Origin of the sequence: Saccharothrix longispora, assembly GCF_030852425.1 — a bacterium.
Taxonomy (GTDB): Bacteria; Actinomycetota; Actinomycetes; order Mycobacteriales; family Pseudonocardiaceae; genus Actinosynnema; species Actinosynnema longispora.
Map to the genome: position 1 here is coordinate 21991 of NZ_NSDM01000019.1, position 22962 is coordinate 44952.

Below are 22962 nucleotides of genomic sequence, written 5' to 3' on the forward strand. Positions count from 1 at the left end.
GTCGGTTCACGCCGCGGGGCCGGACCCGGTGGGGCCGAGGCCGGTGCGCCTGCGCCGCACGGTCGAGGCCAGGTCGACCGGGTCGCACGCGGCCAGGTGGTCGCGGACCAGTTCGTGCGGGAAGCGGTGCTCGTCGACCAGCAGCACGCGGTCGCGGGCGGCCTGGACGAGCGCGCCGCGCCGCAGCGGGAACTCGTCGAGCGCGAGCGGGCGGGCGAGCAGTTCGGCGACGACCTGCCAGGGACGGACCGCGAGCGGGGTGACGGCCAGCCCGAGCAGCAGACCGGTGGCCGGCGCCAGGGCGGCGGGCTGCGCGGCGGCCCCGGCGAGCGCGGCGAACCCGACGCCGACCAGGCCCGCGACCGGTAACCAGCGCAGCCTCGCGGCGGGCCGCGCGCCCACCCCGGACCACACCTCGCCGAGCCCTCCCGCGAACACCCCGACCGCCGCACCCGCGGCCAGTCCGGCGCCCAGCCCGGCCAGCACCCCGCCGGGGCCGGTCAGCACCATGACCCCGGCCGGCACGAGCGCGCACACCACCGCCCAGTACCGGTCGCGCGTGCTCCGGTAGGCGACCAGCAGGGACACCGCGACGACGAGCCCGAAACCGAGGGCGGCGGGCCACCGGGAGAGCTGCGCGCCGACCCACCCGCCGACGACCGCCAGGCCGCCGGCGAGCAGCGCGCCTGCCGTGAAGCCGATGGCGGCCCACCGGGCGCCGCGCCACCCGGGCACCCGCGAGCCCGCGCCCCCGGTCCCGTCCGCGTCGACCGGGAAGTCGCCTCGCGGCGCCGACAGCGTCGCCACCGCCGCGCACCCGGCGGCCGTCAGGCCGAACCGGACGCCGACCGCGAAGCACAGCGCCACCGCCGCGCCCGCCAGCGCGCTCGGCGCGGCCCGGCGGAACAGGCGCCACACCGGGGCCGGCCCCACGAAGTCCAGCCACACCCGGCGCGGCGGCAGGGTCGGGCTCACGGCCAGGTCACCGCGCCGCCGCGCGATCAGCGCCAGGAACCTCAGCGCCCGGACCAGCCGCTCCGGCCGCGTCGCGCCCCTGGCGGCCGACTCGACCAGGTAGGTGTCGACCACGCCCCGGTACTCGGCGCGACCCGTGCGATGGGCCAGCGCCAGCAGGCCGAACGCCAGCGGCGTGCGGATCTCGTCCCACAGGTCCGGCTCCTTGGTGAGCGTTTCCCGGAGGCCGTCCAGGCGGGGGGCGCAGGCGGCGATCAGGGCTTCCGCCTCGGCCCGCCGCAGCGGTTCGACCCGCAGCACGTCGTGGCCGGGCAGGGCGTCGACGTCGTCCACCGCGCACAGCACCAGTTGCGGCGGGCGCAGGGCGGCGACCCGGTCCAGGCACGCCGCCCGCTCCGGCCCGGCCAGTTCGTCCAGGCCGTCGAGCAGCAGGGCGAGGCCGCGGTCGCGCAGCCACACCCGGCCGACCCGCGTGCCGATGCCGTACCGCTCCGCGAGGAACAGCAGCAGCCACTCGGCGAAGTCCTCGTCGCGCCGCCACCCGCCGACGTCGACCACGACCGGCACGGGGCGGCCCGGGTCGTCGCGCGCCCGCACCACGAGCGTGCCCGCCAGGTCGAGCAGCAGCGTCGTCTTGCCCGCGCCCGGCTCGCCGACGACGACCAGCGGCACGCGCAGCCGGGTGGGCAGGCGCGGCCCGGCGCGCGGCGCGACGCCGAGCTTCAGCCGCACCTGCTCGGCGAGCGACCCGTCCAGCCTCTCCCGCACGAACCGCTCCACGCCGTCCAGCGCGGACGCCCGGTTGGCGGGGTGCGCGGGCCGGCGCGCCGACAGCCGGGCGCGCAGCGGGTTCCACGCGGCCAGGCACGCGGTCACGGCGGCCAGCACGGCCAGCGCGGGCCACAGCCAGGCCGCCCACGACCCGAGCACGCGGGGCGCCGTCCCGCCGGTGGCGGTGTTGACCGCGATCGGCACGAGCACGAGGCAGGTGACGCTCCCCGCGCCGATCAGGGCGACCAGGCGGGATGCGCGCGCGAGCCGTCGGGTGTCCATGTCGCGCACGACGGTAACGGCGTTCGGGACGCGGTGGTAGGCGAGTTCCCGTGGTCAGGGGGTCACGATGGGTCACGCCCCCAGGAAGTCCACGACCAGCCGGTTGACGGCCTCGGGCCGCTCCAGGAAGCCGTAGTGGCCCGCGTCGGCGACCTCCTCGTACCGCGCGCCGGGGATGGCGTCGGCCACCTCGCGCGCCAGGTGCGGCGGCAGCACGCGGTCGTCGGCGAACCCCACGACGAGGCACGGGACGGTGATGTCCCGGTAGGCGGCGAGGCGGTCGCCGAAGTCGTCCAGCTCCAGCTGCGCCCGCACGCCCTTGCCGGCGGACGGCCCGGCGTACTCCAGGACGTCGAGCCAGTCCCGGGCGGCCACGGGGTCGCGCAGCGTCGCGGGGGACAGGTTCAGCACCGCGGAGACCGCCGCGTGGTACTCGGCGGGCAGGGCGACGCCCTGGTCGTGCAGTGCCCGCTCGCCGCGCGACAGCGCCAGCTGGAGGGGGTCGTCGCGCCCGGCGGTCGCGAGCAGCACCGCCCGCGACACCAGGTCGGGGCGGGCCAGCGCCAGCTCCTGCGCCACCCGCGCGCCGAGGGACGTGCCGACGACGTGCGCCCGCCCGCCCAGCGATTCGACCAGCGCGGCCGTGTCGCCGACCAGGTCGGCCAGCCGCATGCCGGCCGCGCACTCGTCGGTCGGCGGGATGCCCCGGTTGTCGAAGGTGGCGACCCGGAACCCGGCGGCGCGCAGCGCGGGCACCTGGTGCGCGTGCCACACCCGCCCGGGGCTCCCGGTGCCCATCACGAGCACGACGAGGTCGCCCTCGCCGTCGACCTGGTAGCTGAGGTTGATCCCGTTGAGCGCGACGACCGGCATGGTCGGCAGGCTAGCGCGGCCCGTGCGCGGCCCACTCGATCGCCGGGCAGCGGTCCATGACCACGTCGAGACCGGCCGCGGTGACCCGTTCGTAGGCGGCCTCGTCGACCACGTCGAGCTGGAACCACACGGCCTTCGCACCGATCGCGGCGGCCTGGTCGGCGAACTCGCCCGCGGCCTCGGACCGGCGGAACACGTCCACCACGTCCACCGGGAACGGGATGTCGGCCAGCGAGGCGTAGCCGCGCTCGCCGTGCACGGTCTCGGCGTCGGGGTGCACGGGCACGATCCGCTTGCCGTGCCGCTGGAGGAAGCGCGCGACGCCGTACGCGGCGCGGCTCGGCGAGGAGGACAGGCCGACGACGGCCCACGTGTCGCCGTTCGCCAGGACGCGGCGGATCTTGTCGGGGTCGCCCCACGGTTCGGTCATGCCACCAGGGTAGGACCCCTGCATGTGAAGCGATTTCGCGTTTAGGCTGGGCGTGCCGCCGCCGCGGAGCCTTCGAGAGGACATCGTGATGCGCGCCACCCGACTACTCCTGATCGCCGCGCTCGCCGCCCCCCTGGTGACGCCGACGGCGCACGCGCGGCCCGCCGACGGCCGGTACTACGTGCAGAGCGCCACCACCGGGCTGAACGCGGGCGTCTCCGGCACGACCGTGCTCCAGCGCAGGCCCAAGGGCGACGAGGACCACCAGCAGTGGACCCTGTCCGGCCGCACCCTGCGCGAGGGCGACCGGTGCCTGGGCCGCGCCGGCGACCAGGCCGTCACCCTGCCCTGCGACAGCCCCGACGCCCAGTGGGACGTGCTCGACGACGGCGACCGGCACCGGCTCAAGGTCCCCGGCGCCGACCGCCACCTCGTGGCGGTCGGCACGGACCGGGTGCACGTCGGCGCCGGCGCCGACCGCTGGTACCTGACCCCGGTGTCACCGGTCCGCACGCCGGCGCCCGCCGAGGGGCGGCGCCGCCTCGACCAGGTCACCTTCCTCACCGCGCACAACGCCTACGCCAACGGCGTGGACGGCGGCTTCGCCCCGCCGTTCGTCAACCTGGCGCCCAACCAGGCCCGCGGCATCGCCCGGCAGCTCGCGGACGGCGTGCGCGGCTTCCAGTTCGACGTCCACCAGACGCCCGACGGCGCGATCCTGTGCCACAACAGCTGCGCACTGGTCAGCCGCCCGGTCGCGCTGTGGGTGGACCTCCAGCGGATCGTGGACTTCCTGGAGGCGAACCCGCGCGAGTTCGTCACCGTCTTCCTGGAGGACCACGTCTCCGCCGACGTGCTGCGCGCCGAGCTGGACCGGGTCGACGGCCTGGCCGACGTGCTGTTCCGCCCCGACCTGTCGAACGTGCGCGCCACCGGCTGGCCCACCCTCGACACGTTGCGCGCACGCAACGACAGGCTGCTGGTCTTCACCGACCGGACCCGCTCCGGCGACACCGTGCCGCGCGACGCGTTCGGGGTGATGTACCAGTCGGAGTGGACGGTGGAGAACCACTGGTCGATGGGGTCGGGCCTGGGCACGTCCGACTGGTCCTGCTACAGCCGCTGGAGCACGCCGCTCACCCGCACCGAACCCGGCTTCCGACCGCTGTTCGTGATGAACCACTTCCGGGACGTGCCGCTGACCGGCACCGCCACCACCGACAACGGCAAGCTCGCCGACCGGGCCCGCCGGTTCTGCGAACCCGCCGCGCGCACGACGCCGACCTACCTGGCCGTGGACCACTACCACCTGGGCAACCCGATGGCGGCCGTCGCGGCCCTGTCCGCCGAGCGCTTCTAGCGCCGGCCCGGGGGACGGGGCAGCGCGCACCCGGCGGCGGTCGGGTCCAGCCGGCCGCCGCCGACCAGGCACGGCGCCAGCCCGTGCACCGGCTGGCCGTAGCGGGCGCCGGGTCGCACCGTCACCGCGCCCGCCGCGTCCACCTCGCACGGGTTGTCGCGCGTGCAGCGCTCGCCGTTCTCGTTGGTGGTGTTGTTCACCGCCACCACCCGACCGGTCGAGACGTCGACCACGGGCGAGCCCGAGGTGCCGCCCCTGGTGTCGCACCGGCTCGTGTAGCGCATCGAGCCGTGCCACACCCAGGGGCCCTCGCGCAGCTCGTGCACGAACCCGTCGACGTGGCACGAGTAGACCTTGTGCCAGTACCCCGACACCACGCGGATGTCGGCGCCCTCGTCCGCGCGGGTGGTCGACAGCTCCAGGACCCGCGTGCCCAGCGCCTCCACCTCGGAGTTCGTGCTGGTGAGCCGGTACAGCGCCAGGTCGGTGCCGTGCATCGTCGCGTACAGCAGGCGGTCGGCGCGCAGCGTGCCCAGCGTCCCCTCGCCGTCGCGGGACAGCAGGGTGAACGCGCGCCCGCCCTCGGCGTCGACCACCACCTCGCCGGGGTCCATCAGGCGCACGCAGTGCCCGTTGGTCAGCACCAGCGCCGGCTCGTCCGGCCCGGCGCCCGGTGGCCGCACCACCGACCCCGAGCAGCCCTTCATCGACACCGCGCCGGCGAAGTCGACGTCCCGCCGGGCGGCGGCGGGAGCGGTGAGCAGGGGCAGGAGGAGCACGGCGGCGAGCACCGCAACCAGGTGGCGCATGGCGGTCGATCCAATCAGGACCCCTCGCCGGACGCACGCCCGCCCACCCGCCCGCGTTCACCGATACGGGCCGGTGGGCGGACTACTCGCCCGTCGCCCCGTCCGCCAGCTCGCGCAGCAGGTCGAGGTGGCCCACGTGCCGGGCGGTCTCCTGCACCAGGTGGGCGAGCACCCAGCGGACCGTGCGCCCCCGGCCGTCGCGGTCGGCACGGGTGCGGTCGTCCGGCCCGAGGCCCTCCAGCGCCCGCGCCGAGCGCTCCCACTCGGCCCGGTACGCGGCGACCACCGAGTCGACCGTGTCGTCCGCGCCCAGCCGCCACGACGCGTCGGCGTCCTCGCCCCACAGCGACGGCAGGTCCGCCCCGCCGGTCTCGATCGAGAACCACCAGCGCTCGACGGCCGTCAGGTGCTTCAGCACGCCCAGGGCGCTCACCACCGGCGACGTGCCGATCGGGGCCGCGGAGGCGTCGGCCGTGCCCAGGCCCTCGACCTTGGCCACGGCGGTGAGCCGCAGGAAGGTCAGGAACTCGGTCAGCAGGCGCAGCTCGTCGTGGGCGTCGACCCGGGGCCACGCGCGTTCGTTCGAACCCATGTTCGAACCTTAGGGCACCGGCGGGGCCACGCCGCCGGCCGGTCCTTTGCTATCGTCGGCAACGGCGTGTGCGGGCAGACGTCAGGCTGGAGCCACTCCCCGGCGACCGGGTGGCGAATCCGCCGCGGGGTGCAGGCACCCCTGCCCGACGGAGCACCACCAGGACACCGAACCGACGCGTGACCGCGTCCTTGTGCGCCGAGCCGGGCGGCGGGAGCGAGGACTGCCGTGTCGCGATCGTCGTTGACCGAACGACTGGTCGACCTCCGCCGGGCCTACACCGGCGAGAACCTCACCCAGGCCGTGCCCGCGGTCAAGGCCCTGCTGCACGACCTGCCCGACGACCGCCGCGAACGCGTGGTCGACGCGCTGAACGGCCGGGGCGACGCGCGGGGGCTGTTCCTGCCCGACGCCCCGGACGACGACCAGCGCGCGCTGGAGTCCGTCCTGTTCGTGGCGGGCCTCGACGCCGCGGGCCACCTCCAGCTGCGGCCTCCGGCGAGCATGCTGCGGCCCGCGCACGCGTTCCGCGCCGTCGAGCCGCTGCCGCACCCGCGCGTGCACCTCGCCGAGCACGCCCTCGGCCCGCTGCTCTACGAGCTGCTGCCCCGGCACGACGACGGGGGCGTGGCGGGCGTCGCGGGCCTGCGCGTCACCCACCACCCGCGCTCGGTCGAGCTGCGCCTGATCGGCTCGGAGGCGGCCGTGCGCCTGGCGGGCGTGGACGACCGCGCCTGGGAGGAGGGCCTGCGGTACGTCCGCACCCTCATGAAGGGGCGCGACCTGACCGGCGCGTTCGTCGACGGACCGCTCACCGCGGCCGAGCGCGACCAGCTCGCCGGGACCCCCCGCCCGACGGGCCTCGGCGGGCTCCTGCTCCGCCGTTACAACCTGTTCACACGAGCCCCGTGGCTGCGCGCGATGGCGCAGGTCGACCGGTGGTGGGTGGAGTGGCCGCGGAGCCTCGGCGTGGTCCCGGTGGCGGACCGGTTGCTGCACCCGGTGTTCGGGCTGCCCGGTGCCGTCGAGCTGCCCGCCGCGACCGGCGGACTGGCGCTCTCCACCGGCTGGTACGACCTCCACCTGCGGGAAGTCGAGGGACCGGACCCGGACCACGAGGCCGCGCTGGCCGCGTTCGACTGGCCCGAGGGTGTCACCGGGTGGTGGGAACCGCCGCACCCCGTGGCGTGACGGGGGAGGGGACGCCGGTCCGCGCCGGCGTCCCCACGGCCCTTCCGGCGGGGGAGCGCGGCCGGCCGGCGCGCTCGTCCGAACGGTCCCGTCCGACCCGTCGGAACCCGGGCCGGTGGCCGCGATCACGGCCCGACCGCCACGACGCCGACCTGACCGCCGGTAGACTGCGGTTTCGCCCGACGCGACCGCGTCGAACCGCCGCAGAGTGTCAGGAGGACCCCGGTGACCCAACAGGCTGCCGAGGCCCAGCACGAGGTCGCGCCCCGCCGCGTCCTCGTGGCCGAGGACGAAGCCCTCATCCGCCTCGACCTGGTCGAGATGCTGCGCGAAGAGGGCTACGAGGTGGCCGGTCAGGCCGCCGACGGTGACGAGGCGGTCACGCTGGCCACCGAGCTGCGCCCCGACCTGGTCATCATGGACGTGAAGATGCCCAAGGTGGACGGCATCGAGGCCGCGTCGGCCATCGCCGGCCAGCGCATCGCGCCCGTCGTCATCCTCACCGCGTTCAGCCAGCGCGAGCTCGTGGAGCGCGCCCGCGACGCCGGCGCCATGGCGTACCTGGTCAAGCCGTTCGCCAAGCGCGACCTCGTGCCCGCGATCGAGCTGGCCATGAGCCGCTTCGCCGAGCTGACCGCGCTGGAGGACGAGGTCGCCGGGCTCACCGACCGGCTGGAGACCCGCAAGGTCGTCGAGCGCGCCAAGGGCCTGCTGATGACCAAGCAGGGCCTGTCCGAGCCCGAGGCGTTCCGCTGGGTCCAGCGGACCGCGATGGACCGCCGCACGACCATGAAGGCCGTCGCCGAGGCGGTCATCGAAAACTTCGGCTGAGATCGCGCCATGGCGCATAGGGGGATCGGGTACTCCGTCGAGTGCCCGATCCCCTTCGCCGTTCGAGTATCGGACACTTCGGCCTGCCCATTGTTGGTCACTGTTCGCATTGGAGTTGTGACCCGAGGCTATTTGAGCTGGATTTAAGATTGTTAACTGTGGGGCATTTCCCGGTGACTACCGTCACGATGTGGACACAGAGCAGTAAGACCACCTGTTCAGCGAACTCAACTGAAGCTACGTTCCTGCCCTAACCCACGCTCTCGTGTGAGAGCCCGGCTCCGCCTACCGGCGGGCTGGTTGGTGTCATGGGAGGTATTCCGGTGTCAGGAGCACGACTCGGCCGAGTTCTGGTGCTGGCGGCGGCTTCGTCGCTGGTCCTCGCGGCTTGCGCCGGCGGCGGCGGTGGTGGCGGCGACGCGGGTGGCGACGTCACGTCGGTCAAGATCGGGTTCATGGGTGACCTCACCGGTGAGAACTCCGCGATCGTGATCCCGCCGCGGAACGGGGCGAAGATGGCGTTCGACGAGTACAACGCCAAGAACCCCAAGGTCAAGATCGAGATGGTCCAGTACGACAGCCAGGGCAAGCCCGACCAGGCCACCTCGCTGATCACGAAGGCCATCGGCACGGACAAGATCGTCGGCCTCATCGGCCCCGCCTTCTCGGGCGAGTCGAAGGCCATCGGCGGCGTGCTGGAGGAGAACAAGATCCCCAGCGTCTCCCCGTCGGCCACCAACCCGGGCCTGGCCTCCAACGGCTGGACCTTCTGGCACCGCGTCGTCGCCAACGACGACGACCAGGGCCCCGGCATCGCCGAGTTCCTGGTGACGGCGAAGTCGCCCAAGAAGGCGTTCGTCCTGTCCGACGACCAGGAGTACTCCGTCGGCCTGGCCGAGGCGGTCGCCAAGTCCTTCGAGGGCAAGGGCGTCACCGTGGAGAAGGACAAGTTCGCCAAGGACGCGTCCGACTACTCCTCGACCGTCACCAAGGTCGCTGCGGCGCAGCCCGACGTCATCGTCTTCGGTGGCTACTACGCCCAGGCCGGCCGCCTGCTCAAGCAGCTGCGCGACGGCGGCGTGACCGCCACGTTCGCCTCCGGTGACGGTTCGCTCGACCAGCAGCTCGTGACCGGCGCCGGTGCCCAGGCCGCCGAGGGCGCCGTCCTCGCCTGCCCGTGCAACATCCCGTCGGCCGACGTGACCGGCCCGCTCAAGACGTTCTTCGACAACTACAAGACGGCCGCCGGCGCCGACCCGGCCATCTACGCGACCGAGGGCTACGACGCGGCGACCGCGTACATCAAGGCCGTCGAGTCGGGTGCCACCACCCCCGAGAAGATCAACGAGTTCCTGAAGACGGTGAGCTTCGAGGGCGTGTCCAAGCCGATCAAGTTCAAGGCGAACGGCGAGCCGGAGAACAACTCCATCTTCGTCTACCAGGTCAAGAGTGGCGTCCTCAAGCTGCTGGGCCCGGCCGAGTCGGCCAAGCTCGAGGGCTGATCGGGACGGAATAGGCAAGCAAGCTAGCGCTGGGGAGCGGGAGCGTCGTGCCAACGACTGCTTCCGCTCCCCGCCACTATGGCGAAGTTTCTCTCCCCCCGCCCGTCTCGTGAGGCAAACCTGTCATGCTTGATGATTTCCTCAACCAGTTCCTACCCAGCACGGTGGGCGGACTGGTGTTCGGCTCCATCTACGCGCTCATCGCCCTCGGCTACACGATGGTCTACGGTGTGCTGCGCCTGATCAACTTCGCGCACTCCGAGATCTTCATGATCGGCACGTTCACGTCGCTGGTGGTCCTCACGGCCATCGCGCCGGCGTCGCCGCTCACGGGGATCGCCCTGGTCGGCGTGATGGTGTTGATCATCGTGCTCTCGGCGGCCGTCTCGGGCGGCGCCGCCATGCTGCTGGAGGTGGTGGCCTACCGGCCGCTGCGCAAGAAGGGCGCCACCCGGCTCACCGCCCTGATCTCCGCGATCGGCGCGTCGCTGTTCCTCCAGGAGCTGTTCGCGCTCGTCATCATCCCCTGGTTGACCGGCAAGCCCGGCCGCAACCAGCAGCCCGCCCCGCGCATCGTCGACCGCGACACGGTGTTCACCATCGGCAACGCGGCGATCCGCACCGACCACATCATCGTGATCGTGGCGGCGGTGATCATGATGATCGCGCTGGACCGCCTGGTGAACAAGACCAAGATCGGCCGGGGCATCCGGGCCACCGCGCAGGACCCCGAGTCCGCGGTCCTGATGGGCGTCAGCATCGACAACATCGTGCGGACCACGTTCCTCCTGGGCGGCGCGATGGCCGGCGTGGCGGGCGCGCTGTACCTGATGGAGTTCGAGAACACCGACTACCGCATCGGTTTCGTGCTGGGCATCAAGGCGTTCACCGCCGCGGTCCTCGGCGGCATCGGCAACCTGCGGGGCGCACTGCTCGGCGGCATCGTGCTCGGCCTCATCGAGAACTGGGGCGCGATCTTCCTCGGCTCGGAGTGGAAGGACGTCATCGCCTTCACCGTCCTGGTGATCGTGCTGATGTTCCGCCCCACCGGCATCCTCGGTGAATCCCTGCAGAAGGCCCGAGCATGAAAGGCAACGGAGTGTCTGGCAACTCGAACCCGTCGAGGCGCGTGGGCGCGCTGTTCGACGGCGCCCGCGACTGGTGGGCAACCGCGAAGGCGTGGCAGCGGTACGCCCTGTACCTGGCCGCGCTCGTGTTCGCGCTCATCCTGCCCGCGCCGTGGATCGGCTCGTTCATGTCGCCGGGAGCGGACTGGACGTCGGTCCTGATCTTCCCGATCGGCACGTACATCCTGCTGGCCATCGGCCTGAACGTCGTGGTCGGCCAGGCGGGTCTGCTCGACCTCGGGTTCGTGGCGTTCTTCGCCATCGGCGGGTACTCGGTCGCCTACTTCGGCACCCAGTACGGCTGGAACTACTGGGCCACCGCCGTGTTCGGCATCATCCTGGCCGCGGTGTCCGGCGTCATCCTCGGCGCGCCCACCCTGCGCCTGCGCGGCGACTACCTCGCCATCGTGACGCTGGGCTTCGGTGAGATCGTCCGCATCGTCGCGAACAACACCGACGAGATCGGCGGCGCGCGCGGCATCACCAACATCCCGCACCCGCCGGAGATGTTCGGGATGAAGTTCCTGCTCGACCCGGCGCCGTACTACTACCTGATGGTCGCCGCGATCGCGATCGTCATCGTCTTCTCGGTGCGGTTGCAGAAGTCCCGCGTCGGCCGCGCGTGGGCCGCGATCCGCGAGGACGAGGACGCCGCCGAGCTGATGGGCGTCCCGACGTTCAAGTTCAAGCTGCTCGCCTTCGCCATCGGCGCCATGATCGGCGGCCTGGCGGGCGGCATCTACGCGGGCAAGGCCGTGTTCATCGAGCCGAACACCTTCCCGTTCATCCTGTCCGCGACCATCCTCGCCGCGGTCGTGCTCGGCGGTTCGGGCAACCTGCCCGGCGTCATGCTGGGCGCGTTCATCATCGCCTGGCTGCCCGAGCGGTTCCGCGAGGCCGGTTGGCTGAAGGACCTGCTGGGCCGCGACCCCGCCGAGTACCGCATCCTGCTGTTCGGCGGTGTGCTGGTGCTGATGATGGCGCTGCGACCCGAGGGCCTGCTGCCGTCCCGGCGGCGCAGGGCGGAACTGCAGGAGGGGACCGGCGGCATGGGCGCCATGGGCGCCGAGGTCGCGGGTCCCGACAGCGAGGCATCGTCGGAGGTGTCCAAGTGAGCACGCCCGTCCTCCAGCTCGACGCCGTGACCATGCGCTTCGGCGGCGTGGTCGCGTTGCGCGAAGCGCGGATCAGCATCGACGAAGGCGAGATCTTCGCCCTCATCGGGCCGAACGGCGCCGGCAAGACCACCGTGTTCAACGTGGTCACCGGCGTGTACTCGCCCACCGAGGGGCGGGTGCTGTTCCGGGGCGAACCCATCAGCGGCGCCAAGCGGTTCAAGATCACCAAGATGGGCATCGCCCGCACGTTCCAGAACATCCGGCTGTTCCACAACATGTCGGCCCTGGAGAACGTGATGGTGGGCGCCGACGCGCACCACAAGACCGGTGCGATCGGCGCGACGCTGGGCCTGCCGTGGCACCGCAAGGAGGAGAAGCGCGGGCGCGAACTGGCGCGCGAGCTGCTCGACTTCGTCGGCATCCCCGGCCGGATGGACGAGACCGCGAAGAACCTCCCGTACGGCGACCAGCGACGCCTGGAGATCGCGCGGGCCCTGGCGACGGACCCGAAGCTGCTGCTGCTCGACGAGCCCGCGGCCGGCATGAACCCGGCCGAGAAGGAGTCGCTCCAGCACCTGATCCGCAAGATCCGCGACAGCGGGCGGACCGTCCTGCTCATCGAGCACGACATGAGCCTGGTCATGGGCGTCAGCGACCGCGTGGCGGTGCTCGACTTCGGCCAGCTGATCGCAGAAGGGCTGCCGGCAGAGGTGCAGAACGACCCGAAGGTCATCGAGGCCTACCTGGGGGTGTCCGAAGATGCTTCTTGAGATCAAGGACATCCACGTCCACTACGGCAAGATCGCGGCCATCAAGGGCATCAGCCTGGAGGTCGGCGACGGTGAGATCGTCTCGCTCATCGGCGCGAACGGCGCGGGCAAGACGACCACGCTCAAGACGATCTCCGGCCTGCGCCCGCTGACCAGCGGCAGCATCCTGTTCAACGGCGCGGACATCTCCAGGATGCCCGGCCACAAGCGGGTCGTGGCGGGCATCGGGCAGTCACCGGAAGGCCGCGGCGTGTTCCCCGGCATGACGGTGCAGGAGAACCTCCTGATGGGCGCCTACACCCGCAAGGACAGCCTGGACGCCGACCTGGCCGAGGTCTACGAGCTGTTCCCGAGGCTCAACGAGCGCAAGAACCAGTTCGGCGGCACCATGTCCGGCGGCGAGCAGCAGATGATCGCCATCGGCCGGGCGCTGATGACCAAGCCGAAGGTGCTCCTGCTCGACGAGCCGTCCATGGGTCTCGCGCCCATGCTCATCGCGCAGATCTTCGAGATCATCAAGGAGATCAACAAGCGCGGCACGACCGTGCTGCTGGTCGAGCAGAACGCGCAGCAGGCGCTGAAGCTCTCCGACCGCGCGTACGTGCTGGAGACCGGCCGGGTCGTCAAGAGCGCCCCCGGTCCGGAGCTGCTGGACGACCCCCAGGTGCGCGCCGCGTACCTCGGCGGTCACTGACCCGTCCCGCCAGGAGGGGGCCCCACCGCCCGCGGTGGGGCCCCTCGGCGGTTCCGGGGCCCGGCTCAGGGGCGGATGAGCGGGATGTCCGTGCCGGTCACGTCCTTCAGGTCCGTCAGCGTCGGCCCGCCGTACACCCGCAGCGCCAGCGGCTTCGCGTCCTCGGGCAGGTCGTAGTACACGTCGTACTCCAGCCGCACGTTCGCGCCGAGGTCGACGACGTCCGGCTGCCGCTTGATCGTCATCGCCTGCGCGTCGGTCGCGTGCTCGCCCTTCCGGTCGTCCACCAGCACGTGCCTGCGGGCCGCGAACGACACGCTGCTGCGGCCGTTGTTCACCACGCTCATCCGGACGCGCGCGAACCGGCCCTTCGCCTCGAACTCGGCGTGGCTGCCGATGATCGCGTCGATCCCCGTGGTGAGCCCCAGCAGGGTGAACGCCGTGTCGCCGTCCGAGGTGGTGGGCACGTGCAGCGCCCGCTCGTCCGGCCGCACCGTCTGCACGGGCACGGGGTAGGTCTCCGCCGCCGAGGCGGTCGGGGTCGAACCGGCCTGCACGGGGCCGCCCGTGCACCCGCCCGCCAGCACTGCCGCCGCCGCTACCGCCCAGACCGCGCGCACGGTCACCTCCCACGTCGCCGAGGTCCCCATTAGACCGCGCGGTCAGCCCTTCGGCGCGTCTTTCAGGAAGCACGTGAGGCGGGCCGTGCACACGCGGCGCCCCTGCTCGTCGCTGACCGCGATCTCGTAGGTCGCCGTGCTGCGCCCGCGGTGGATCGGTGTGCACACCCCCGTGACCAGGCCGTCCGTGACGCCCCGGTGGTGCGTGCAGGACAGCTCCAGCCCCACGGCCAGCCGCTCCGGCGCCGCGTGCATCGCCGCCGCGATCGACCCGAGGGTCTCCGCCAGGACCGCGCTCGCGCCGCCGTGCAGCAGCCCGTACGGCTGCCGGTTGCCCTTCACCGGCATCGTCCCGACCAGCCGGTCGGCATCCCATCGGGTGATCTCGATGCCCAGCTTGTCGGCGAGCTGTTCCGCGGCGACACCCTGGTCGGTGCCGGGGATGCCCTCAGGTGCTGACGTCACGTGCTGCTCCACTCGGTTCAACGCTGTCGGACCCTCACCCTAGACTCGGCGCGTGAGCACTCCAGGAGCCTCCCGCTTGCTGCTGATCGACGGCCACTCGATGGCCTACCGGGCGTTCTTCGCGCTGCCCAAGGAGAACTTCCAGACCGGGACCGGTCAGACCACCAACGCGGTGTACGGCTTCACGTCGATGCTGATCAACCTGCTGCGCGACGAGCGGCCCACGCACATCGCGGTGGCGTTCGACGTGTCGCGCAGGACGTTCCGCACCGAGGCGTACGCGGACTACAAGGCGGGCCGCAGCGAGACGCCCGACGAGTTCCGAGGCCAGGTCAGCCTCATCAAGGACGTCCTCGACACGCTGAACATCCGCACCCTGTCGAAGGACAACTACGAGGCCGACGACATCATCGCCACGCTCACGACCCAGGCGACGGCGCTCGGCCACGAGGTCCTCATCTCCACCGGCGACCGCGACGCGCTGCAACTGGTCACCGACAAGGTGACGGTGCTGTACCCCGTCAAGGGGGTGTCCGAGATGGCCCGCTACACCCCGGAGTTGGTGCTGGAGAAGCAGGGTGTCCGGCCGGAGCTGTACGCCGACTACGCGGCGGTGCGCGGCGACTCGTCCGACAACCTGCCCAACACCCCCGGCGTCGGGCCGAAGACGATCGTGAAGCTGCTCAACCAGTTCGGCTCGCTCGACGGGCTGGTCGACCACGTCGACCAGGTGCCCGGCAAGGTCGGCGACGCGATCCGCGCCAACCTGCCCAACATCATCCTCAACCGGCGGCTCACCGAGCTGGTCCGCGACGTCGAGCTGCCGTTCGGCCCCGAGGACCTGGCGGCGCGGCCGTGGGACCGCGACGCCGTGCACCGGCTGTTCGACGAGCTGGAGTTCCGCGTCCTGCGCGACCGGCTGTTCGCCACCCTGTCCACCGCCGAGCCGGAGGCCGACGAGGGCTTCGCCGTCAGCGGCGGCCCCGTGCCCGCCGGCACCCTCGGTGCCTGGCTGGACGCGCACGGCCGCGCGGGCCGCGTCGGCGTCGCGTTCCGCTCCGCCGGCGGGGACCTGGAGGGCCTCGCGTTCGCGACGCCCGGCGGCGAGGGCGGCTACGTCGAGGTCGCCTCGCTGACCGAGGAGGACGAGAACGCGCTGGCCGCGTGGCTCGCCGACGCCGACGTGCCGAAGGCGGCGCACGACCTGAAGCTGCCCCTGCGCGCGCTGCGCGCCCGGGGGTGGGTGCTGCGCGGCGTCACCAGCGACACCGCGCTCGCCGCCTACCTCGTGCGGCCCGGCCAGCGGTCGTTCGCCCTCGACGACCTCGCCCTGCGCTACCTCAAGCGCGAGCTGCGCGCCGAGGAGGTCGACGACGGCCAGCTGTCGCTGCTCGCCGACGAGGAGGAGGAGCGCGAGAAGACCGCGCAGGCCGCGATCGTGCGCGCGTTCGCCGTGTCCGAGCTGGCCGACGCGCTCGACGAGGAGCTGGTGCGCACCGGCCAGCAGTCGCTGCTCGCGTCGCTGGAGCTGCCGCTCATGCACGTGCTCGACGAGGTCGAGGCCGTCGGCATCGCGATCGACACCGACCACCTGGCCGAGCTGGAGGCGCACTTCGCGGCGGGCGTGAAGGAGGCCGCGCAGGCCGCGTACGCCGTCATCGGCAAGGAGATCAACCTCGGCTCGCCCAAGCAGCTCCAGGCGGTGCTGTTCGACGAGCTGAACATGCCGAAGACCAAGAAGACCAAGACCGGGTACACGACGGACGCCGACGCGCTCCAGACGCTGTTCGAGAGCACCGAGCACCCGTTCCTCCAGCACCTGCTGGCGCACCGCGACGTGACCAGGCTCAAGTCGACGGTCGACGGCCTGCTCAAGGCGGTCGCGGACGACGGGCGCATCCACACGACGTTCCACCAGACCATCGCCGCCACCGGCCGGCTGTCGTCCACCGACCCGAACCTCCAGAACATCCCGATCCGCACCGACGAGGGCCGCCGCATCCGCGAGGCGTTCGTCGTCGGGCCGGGCTTCGCCGAGCTGATGACCGCCGACTACAGCCAGATCGAGATGCGGATCATGGCGCACCTGTCGGAGGACGAGGGCCTGATCGAGGCGTTCCGGTCGGGGGAGGACCTGCACACGTTCGTGGCGTCCCGCGCGTTCTCGGTGCCGACGTCCGAGGTGAGCGCCGAGCAGCGCCGCCGGGTGAAGGCGATGTCGTACGGCCTGGCCTACGGGCTGTCCGAGTACGGCCTGGCGCAGCAGCTGCGCATCCCGGCGGCCGAGGCGCGCGAGCAGAAGGAGGCGTACTTCACCCGCTTCGGCGGCGTGCGCGACTACCTGAACACGATCGTCGTGGACGCCCGCGAGAAGGGCTACACGGAGACCATCCTGGGGCGGCGGCGCTACCTGCCGGACCTCAACAGCGACAACCGCCAGCGCCGCGAGATGGCCGAGCGGATGGCGTTGAACGCCCCCATCCAGGGCAGCGCGGCCGACATCATCAAGGTGGCGATGCTGGGCGTGTTCCGGGCGCTGGAGGCGTCGGGCCTGAGGTCCCGGATGCTGCTCCAGGTGCACGACGAACTGGTGCTGGAGATCGCCGAGGGCGAGCGCGAGGCCGTGGAGGCGCTGGTGCGCGAGGAGATGGGCAACGCCCACCACCTGGCGGTGCCCCTGGAGGTCTCGGTGGGCGTGGGCCGCTCCTGGGACACCGCCGCGCACTGACCCCCGACCGGGTGGGGCGGGGGAGGGGCGAGCCCTCCCCCGCCCCTCGGTTCCGCTCCCTCAGCGCAGCGGCGTCACGCGCACGTCCCGCGCCGTCAGCACCTCCGCGCACCCGGCGCAGGTGACCGCCACGTCCACCCCGCCCCCGCAGTCGCGGTGGTGCAGGTCGAACGACGGGCCGGGCTCGGGCGACATCCACCGGTCGCCCCACTTGCGCAGCGCCATCAGCACCGGGTAGAGGTCCAGGCCCTTCTCGGTCAGCCGGTACTCGTAGCGCGTCCGGACGTCCTTGTACGCCTCGCGCCGCAGGATGCCCTCCTCCACCAGCGTGCCCAGGCGCTCGGTGAGCACGCTGCGGGAGATCTCCATCGTCGACTGGAAGTCCTCGAACCGCCGCGTGCCGAGGAACGCCTGCCGCAGCAGCAGCAGCGTCCACCGCTCTCCCAGCAGCGCCGCCGGCAACGACACCGGGCACTGCTCGTCCACGACCCTGACCTGTCCCATGGACCCCGACGATACCGCTTGCGTTCGGAAAACGAATCCAGTTAGGGTTCGGAATCCGAACCCAAGGGGCGCCCGCCATGCGAGTCCGCGAACTGCACCGCGCCGAAGCGGCCGACGTCGTCGCCACCGTCTTCCGCGGCCTCTCCCCGCACAGCCGCCACCTGCGCTTCCACGCCCCCGTGCCCCGCCTCACCGCGGCCGTGCACCGCCGCCTCGCCGACCTCGACGGACGCCGCCGCGCCGCCCTCGTCGCCGAGTGCCACCACCGCCCCGTCGGCATCGCCCGGCTCGCGGCCACCGGGGACGCCGCCGCCGAGGTCGCGATCGCGGTCGTCGACCCGTGGCAGCGCAAGGGCGTCGGCACGCGCCTCGTCGCCGAACTCGCCACCCTCGCCGCCGCCCTCGACTACACCGCGCTGCACGGCGACGTCCTCCACGACAACCAGCCGATGCTCCGCCTCGTCCGCCGCCTCCTCCCCGGCGCGCGCCTCACCCGGGCCGAGGACGACGTGGTCCACGTCCGCTACCCGCTCACCGTCACCCACCAGGACCTGGTGGCCGACCTGCGGTGGTGAGCAGAATCGTGGTCATGCGACGCAGCGGCGGCACGCGACGGGTGTTCGGCTTGGTCCTGGCACTCCTCCTGGTCGCGCCGCCGGCCGTCCAGGCGACCCCGCCGGGGGACCGGCCCCTGCCCGGCTACACGATCGACAACCCGCCGCTGCCTCCCGCGCGGGTCGGCGGCCTGCCGTCGCGCGTCCTCCAGGGCGTGCACGAGCACGCCGCGTACACCGTCGAGGTCCCGCCCCGCTGGAACGGCCGCCTCGTCATGTGGGCGCACGGCTACCGCGGCGCGAGCACCGTCCTCACCGTCGACCCGCCCGGCTACGGCCTGCGCCAACGCCTCCTCGACCAGGGCTTCGCCTGGGCCGCGTCCAGCTACTACGCCAACGGCTACGACGTGAGGGCCGGCGTCGAGAGCACGCACGACCTCGCCGTGCGCGCCCAGCGGCTGATCGGGCGGGCGAAGGGCGTCCTCGTCGCCGGCGTCTCCATGGGCGGTCACGTCATCGGCCGCTCGCTGGAGCAGTACCCCGGCTTCTACGACGGCGCCCTCCCGCTGTGCGGCGTGCTCGGCGACCAGGAGCTGTTCGACTTCTTCCTCGACTACAACCTCGTCGCGCAGGCGCTGAGCGGCGTCCGCGCGTGGCCCCCGCCGGCCGACTACCTCGACGCCGTCGTGCCGCGCATCCAGGCCGAGCTGGGCCTGACCGGCACGCCGAACGAGCGCGGCCGGCAGCTCGTCGGGATCACCGTGAACCGCTCCGGCGGCCCGCGGCCCGGCGGCGAGCAGGCGTTCCGGCACTGGAAGGACTTCCTGTTCGGCCTGGGGGCCGCCTCGTCCGGCGAGGGCCTGGCCGCGGACCCCGGCCGGGTCGCCACCAACGCGCTCACCCGCTACGCGCCGAACACCCCGGTCGACGTGGACCGCGCCGTCCGGCGCGTCCTGCCGGAGGACCTCCGGGCCCGCCTCACGCCGTCGCTCACCGAGGTGCCGCGCATCGCGGGCCGGCCGACCGCGCCGGTGCTGTCGCTGCACGACCTGGGCGACCTGTTCGTGCCGTTCTCGATGGAGCAGCTCTACGAGCGCGACGTGCGCCGCAACGGCCGCGGCCACCTGCTGGCGCAGCGGGCGATCCGCGCCGTCGAGCACTGCGAGTTCAGCCCGGTCGAGGTGGGCACCGCCTGGGACGACCTGGTGAGGTGGGTGGACACGGGCCGCAAGCCCGCCGGGGACGTCGTGTCCGACCCCGCGGTCGTGGCCGCGCCCGACTACGGCTGCCGCTTCAGCGACCCGGCCGCCCACTCCGACCCGAACGGCACCCGCCGGCTGTTCCCGCCCTGCTGACGCGCGGTGGGCGCGGCCGGCGCCGCGCCGGCACCCCGACTCGCCGGCGGCCGAACGGCCGGGTGGCGGTCGACCGCGGCGGTAGCCTGACCCGGTGCCGCTCCTGGGACCGCGCGACGAGCTGCCGCACCCCCCGCGCCGGGTGCTCGTGACCGGCACGTCCGGCTCGGGCAAGTCCACCCTCGCCCGGCACGTCGCGGGGTGCCTCGGTCTGTCCTATGTGGAGATGGACTCGCTGTTCCACGGTCCACAGTGGACACCCAGGGCGGAGTTCGAGGCGGACGTGCGGCGGTTCCTGGAGAGGCCGGCGTGGGCGACCGAGTGGCAGTACCGCGCGGTGCGGCCGCTGCTGCTTTCGCACGCGGACACGCTGGTCTGGTTGGACCACCCGAAGCACGTCGTCATGCGCCGGGTCGCCGTGCGCACCACGATGAGGCGCGTGCGACGGGCGGAGCTGTGGAACGGCAACGTGGAACCGCCCCTGCGCACGGTGTTCACCGATCCCGAGCACCTGCTGCGGTGGGCGTGGAAGTCGCACCGCAGGACCGGTGAACGGGTGCGCGCCGTCCTCGGCGGCGAGCACGCGCACCGGCTCGTGGTGGTGCGGCTGCGGGGCCAGCGAGAGGTCGACCAGTGGCGTAGAGGCCCGTTGCGCAGAGCGGCGGAACGGGGTGAGGAGTCGGTGCGATGAGCGAGCGAACGGCGTTGGTGCTGGGCGGCACGGGGATGTTGAGGGGGTGCGCGGACGAACTGCTGGCGCTGGGGTGGCACGTCGTGCTGCCCAGCCGCAGACCCGACGCGGTCCTCGGGCAGGCGGCGAGAGCGTCGCTGAAGAGGGGCGGTCACGTGCCGCAGGCCGACGAGCGGGCGCGCGCGCTGCGCGTCGCGGCGGACTGGGCCAGGCCGGAGGAGCTGGCCGACAAGGTGCGCGACGCGCTGGCGGGGCGACCGGCCGACCTGCTGGTCGCCTGGGTGCACACGAGCTACCGCGCAGCCGTGCTGAGGGCCGTCGCGCCGCTGCTCGCGCCGCACGCGCCGGTGGTGGAGGTGCTCGACAGCAGCGAGATCAACCCGGTGCGCGGCGTGCCGGACCCGACGTTGGAGGGCCACCCGGCGCAGCAGGTCGTGCTCGGGTTCGTCCGGCACGGCGGCGGCACGCGCTGGCTCAGCCACGAGGAGACGTCGGTGGGCGTGCTCGACGCCGTGCACCGCGCCCTGGAGGGCCGCCCGCCGTCGGTGCACCAGGTGGGCGAGATCGACACCTGGGAAGCGCGCAACTAGGCCGCGCGGATCAGGCCGGCGGGCGCAGGCCGCGCACCAGCAGCAGCACCGACTCGCGCACCTCGGCGAGGTCCCGCTCCGGCTGGAACACCTGCCAGTCCAGGGCCACCACGAGCATCGTGCCGAACAGCGCGGCGGACGCGGTGCCGACCTGCACGCCCTCGGGCAGCCGGCCCGCGTCGGCCAGCCGCTGCACCTGGCCGCGCACGATCGACACGATGTCGTCGCGCAGCAGGCCCAGCGTGCCGTGCCACTGGCCGGGCGTGCGCCACAGCTCCGACACCAGCAGCTGCCCGAACGCCGGGTACTCGGCGAAGAACCCGAGCATCCCGTCCACCAGCGACGTCATCGCCGCCTCGGTCCCGTCCTCGTCCTCGGCGACCCTCAACCGCGCGGCCAGCAGGTCGACGCCGTGCCGCAGCAGGGCGTCGACCAGCGCGTCCTTGCTGGCGAAGTTGTAGTAGACGGTGCCCTTCGCGACCCCGGCCTCGGCGGCGATCTCGTCCACCGTCACGCTCGCCGCGCCCCGTTCGCCGACGAGCTTCAGCGCCGCGTCGAACAGCTTCTGCTTGGTGGCGGCGGTGCGGCCGGGGCGGGGGCCGGTCACAGCACCAGTTCGGGTTTGAGGCGAGACGGGGTCCACACCCGCTGCTTGTACGCGGCCAGCGTCGACAAGGCAAGCCCGGCGAGCAGGTAGCCGGCCAGGACCAGCGCGTCCCGACCGACGCCGCCCAGCGGCCCGCCGTACATGAGGTGCCGGAGGCCGTCCACGGCGTAGCCCATGGGCAGGCCGTGGTGCAGCGGGTACAGCGGCACCGGGATCGTCTGCCACGGGAACGTGCCGCCCGCGCTGACCAGCTGGAGGATCAGCAGCACCAGCCCGATGAACTTGCCGACCACCCCGAACAGGGCGTTGAGCCCGTGCAGCACGGCCACGAACGCCGCCGACACCAGGAACAGGAACGCCGGCGCGCCGATCGGGTGCGACGGGCGGATGTCCACCACGAGCGCGACCACCGAGTACCTGACGACGACCTGCGCCACGCCCAGCAGCGCGCCGGGCAGCCAGCCGCCGACCGCGACCCGCAGCGCGGACCGGCCGACCGCGAGACCGCGCCGCGACAGCGGCCTGAGCAGCAGGTACAGCACGAACGCGCCGATCCGCGTGGCCAGGCCGAGGAAGAACGGGGCCAGGCCCGCGCCGTAGCTGCCCGCCGACGTCTGGCTCACCCCGCGCACGGTCACCGGGTCGCCGATGGTGTGGGCGGTCGACTCGCGGGTCGGGTCGTCGGGGGCGGGGATCTCGGACACGCCCGCGGCGAGGCCGTCGTGCAGCTGGTTCGTGCCGTCGACCAGCTGTCGCTCGCCGTCGCGGAGCCGGCCGGCGCCGTCGCGCACCTGCGCCGCGCCGGACGCCAGCTGCGTCGCGCCGTCGTCGAGCCGCGTGATGGCGCCGGTCAGCGCCGGGGTGGAGGCGGCGAGCCGCGCGGCGCCGTCGGCGGCCTCGGCCGTCCTCTGCCGGATCGTGGAGAACCCGAGCAGCAGCTTGTCCGCCGCCTCCGCGCCGACCTCCACCGAGACGGAGCGGCGCACCTCGGTGCCCACCTGGTTGGCGATCGTGGACCCGAGGTAGTTGTTCGCGTCGTTCGTGGTCAGCACGATCACGCCCTGGCGCGGGGTGAACCCGCCGGTGGAGATCAGGGCCTGCGAGAAGTCCTCGGGCAGGGTGAGGGCGAACGTGAAGGTGCCGTCGCGCACGCCCCGCTCGGCCTCCTCCGCGCCCACCCGGCGCCAGTCGAAGCGCTTGCCGTCGACCAGCTCGTCGGCGACGTCCTCGCCCGCGTCGAGGCGGGTGCCGTCACCGGAGACGGCTCCCCGGTCCTCGACGACGAGCGCGGCCGGCACCCGGTCCAGGTTCGCGTACGGGTCCTTGTCGGCGTAGAGGTACAGCGCCGCGTACAGCAGCGGGACCAGCGTCAGCGCCAGCACCGCGAGCTTGGGCAGCCTGCCGGAGGTGATCCGGCGCAGCTCGTTGAACGCCATCCGGAGCGCGGTCACTCGGACTCCTCGGGGGTGTTGTCGGCCCCGATGCGGGCCGTCGGGACGCCGAGGAACCCGGCGGAGGTGGTC

Annotated in this window: 23 protein-coding genes; 13 read left to right on the forward strand and 10 right to left on the reverse strand. The window is 73.0% G+C overall.

The genetic code is table 11. The features are described from left to right. Positions 1-6: 6 nt before the first annotated feature. The 3 genes from CKY47_RS32190 to CKY47_RS32200 all read right to left on the reverse strand — a co-directional run bounded on the left by CKY47_RS32190 (position 7) and on the right by CKY47_RS32200 (position 3331). Complete coding sequence (locus CKY47_RS32190; protein ID WP_306750112.1) at positions 7-2028, reverse strand: hypothetical protein; 2022 nt, start codon at positions 2026-2028, stop codon at positions 7-9. 72 nt (positions 2029-2100) lie between these two features. Next, complete coding sequence (locus CKY47_RS32195; RefSeq protein WP_306750113.1) at positions 2101-2901, reverse strand: alpha/beta fold hydrolase; 801 nt, start codon at positions 2899-2901, stop codon at positions 2101-2103. Positions 2902-2911: 10 nt separating this feature from the next. Beyond that, positions 2912-3331: a CoA-binding protein gene (locus tag CKY47_RS32200; RefSeq protein WP_306750114.1), complete on the reverse strand. Its 420-nt coding sequence runs from the start codon at positions 3329-3331 to the stop codon at positions 2912-2914. 88 nt (positions 3332-3419) lie between these two features. Here CKY47_RS32200 and CKY47_RS32205 point away from each other — a divergent pair, with 88 nt between their 5' ends. Beyond that, a complete protein-coding gene (locus CKY47_RS32205) occupies positions 3420-4691 on the forward strand; it encodes a PI-PLC domain-containing protein (RefSeq protein ID WP_306750115.1) in 1272 nt (423 codons plus the stop codon). Here the strand turns inward: CKY47_RS32205 and CKY47_RS32210 are convergent. Both CKY47_RS32210 and CKY47_RS32215 read right to left on the reverse strand, forming a co-directional pair. Further along, positions 4688-5500, reverse strand: a complete 813-nt coding sequence (locus CKY47_RS32210) for a S1 family peptidase (protein WP_306750116.1) — start codon at positions 5498-5500, stop codon at positions 4688-4690. The genes CKY47_RS32205 and CKY47_RS32210 overlap by 4 nt on opposite strands. 82 nt (positions 5501-5582) lie before the next feature. Continuing rightward, complete coding sequence (locus CKY47_RS32215) at positions 5583-6092, reverse strand: DinB family protein (protein ID WP_306750117.1); 510 nt, start codon at positions 6090-6092, stop codon at positions 5583-5585. Between the two features lie 228 nt (positions 6093-6320). On the opposite strand from CKY47_RS32215, the gene CKY47_RS32220 reads away from it, so the two are divergent. From CKY47_RS32220 to CKY47_RS32250, 7 genes are all read left to right on the forward strand, one after another. Then, complete coding sequence (locus CKY47_RS32220) at positions 6321-7283, forward strand: hypothetical protein (RefSeq protein WP_306750118.1); 963 nt, start codon at positions 6321-6323, stop codon at positions 7281-7283. Positions 7284-7508: 225 nt separating this feature from the next. Next, a complete protein-coding gene (locus CKY47_RS32225) occupies positions 7509-8114 on the forward strand; it encodes an ANTAR domain-containing response regulator (protein WP_306750119.1) in 606 nt (201 codons plus the stop codon). A 323-nt stretch (positions 8115-8437) separates the two neighbouring features. Continuing rightward, the gene (locus tag CKY47_RS32230) at positions 8438-9616 is read left to right on the forward strand and encodes a branched-chain amino acid ABC transporter substrate-binding protein (protein ID WP_306750120.1); all 1179 of its coding nucleotides are present in this window, start codon (positions 8438-8440) and stop codon (positions 9614-9616) included. Between the two features lie 125 nt (positions 9617-9741). After that, on the forward strand, positions 9742-10704 hold the full coding sequence (locus CKY47_RS32235; RefSeq protein WP_306750121.1) for a branched-chain amino acid ABC transporter permease: 963 nt from the start codon (positions 9742-9744) through the stop codon (positions 10702-10704). Then, positions 10701-11858 (forward strand): branched-chain amino acid ABC transporter permease, encoded by a 1158-nt coding sequence (locus tag CKY47_RS32240; protein WP_306750122.1) that lies wholly within the window; start codon positions 10701-10703, stop codon positions 11856-11858. Before CKY47_RS32235 ends, CKY47_RS32240 begins: the two co-directional genes overlap by 4 nt. Before the next feature lie 32 nt (positions 11859-11890). Further along, a complete protein-coding gene (locus CKY47_RS32245) occupies positions 11891-12631 on the forward strand; it encodes an ABC transporter ATP-binding protein (RefSeq protein WP_306750221.1) in 741 nt (246 codons plus the stop codon). Then, entirely contained in the window at positions 12621-13325 is a 705-nt protein-coding gene (locus CKY47_RS32250) for an ABC transporter ATP-binding protein (protein ID WP_306750123.1), read from the forward strand. Before CKY47_RS32245 ends, CKY47_RS32250 begins: the two co-directional genes overlap by 11 nt. A gap of 65 nt (positions 13326-13390) precedes the next feature. Here the strand turns inward: CKY47_RS32250 and CKY47_RS32255 are convergent, their stop codons facing one another. Together CKY47_RS32255 and CKY47_RS32260 are read right to left on the reverse strand one after the other, a co-directional pair. Continuing rightward, the gene (locus CKY47_RS32255) at positions 13391-13945 is read right to left on the reverse strand and encodes a DUF4352 domain-containing protein (RefSeq protein ID WP_306750124.1); all 555 of its coding nucleotides are present in this window, start codon (positions 13943-13945) and stop codon (positions 13391-13393) included. Positions 13946-13987: 42 nt separating this feature from the next. After that, positions 13988-14410, reverse strand: coding sequence for a hotdog fold thioesterase (locus CKY47_RS32260; protein ID WP_306750125.1), 423 nt, complete (start codon positions 14408-14410; stop codon positions 13988-13990). 52 nt (positions 14411-14462) lie between these two features. Here CKY47_RS32260 and polA point away from each other — a divergent pair, with 52 nt between their 5' ends. After that, positions 14463-17138 (forward strand): DNA polymerase I, encoded by a 2676-nt coding sequence (gene polA / locus CKY47_RS32265; protein ID WP_306750126.1) that lies wholly within the window; start codon positions 14463-14465, stop codon positions 17136-17138. Between the two features lie 60 nt (positions 17139-17198). On the opposite strand, the gene CKY47_RS32270 is transcribed toward polA, so the two are convergent. After that, entirely contained in the window at positions 17199-17642 is a 444-nt protein-coding gene (locus CKY47_RS32270; protein ID WP_306750127.1) for a winged helix-turn-helix transcriptional regulator, read from the reverse strand. Positions 17643-17719: 77 nt separating this feature from the next. On the opposite strand from CKY47_RS32270, the gene CKY47_RS32275 reads away from it, so the two are divergent. The 4 genes from CKY47_RS32275 (at position 17720) to CKY47_RS32290 (ending at position 20832) form a co-directional block, all read left to right on the forward strand. Beyond that, the gene (locus tag CKY47_RS32275; RefSeq protein ID WP_306750128.1) at positions 17720-18217 is read left to right on the forward strand and encodes a GNAT family N-acetyltransferase; all 498 of its coding nucleotides are present in this window, start codon (positions 17720-17722) and stop codon (positions 18215-18217) included. 14 nt (positions 18218-18231) lie between these two features. After that, positions 18232-19551 carry an alpha/beta hydrolase family protein gene (locus tag CKY47_RS32280; protein WP_306750129.1) on the forward strand — a complete coding sequence of 440 codons (1320 nt, stop codon included), beginning with the start codon at positions 18232-18234 and terminating at the stop codon, positions 19549-19551. A gap of 94 nt (positions 19552-19645) precedes the next feature. Further along, the gene (locus tag CKY47_RS32285; RefSeq protein WP_306750130.1) at positions 19646-20242 is read left to right on the forward strand and encodes a P-loop NTPase family protein; all 597 of its coding nucleotides are present in this window, start codon (positions 19646-19648) and stop codon (positions 20240-20242) included. Further along, a complete protein-coding gene (locus tag CKY47_RS32290; protein WP_306750131.1) occupies positions 20239-20832 on the forward strand; it encodes a Rossmann-fold NAD(P)-binding domain-containing protein in 594 nt (197 codons plus the stop codon). The genes CKY47_RS32285 and CKY47_RS32290 overlap by 4 nt, the downstream gene beginning before the upstream one ends. A gap of 10 nt (positions 20833-20842) precedes the next feature. On the opposite strand, the gene CKY47_RS32295 is transcribed toward CKY47_RS32290, so the two are convergent. Next, a complete protein-coding gene (locus tag CKY47_RS32295; RefSeq protein ID WP_306750132.1) occupies positions 20843-21439 on the reverse strand; it encodes a TetR/AcrR family transcriptional regulator in 597 nt (198 codons plus the stop codon). Further along, positions 21436-22890 carry a YhgE/Pip family protein gene (locus CKY47_RS32300; protein WP_306750133.1) on the reverse strand — a complete coding sequence of 485 codons (1455 nt, stop codon included), beginning with the start codon at positions 22888-22890 and terminating at the stop codon, positions 21436-21438. The genes CKY47_RS32295 and CKY47_RS32300 overlap by 4 nt, the downstream gene beginning before the upstream one ends. Positions 22891-22962: the final 72 nt, after the last annotated feature.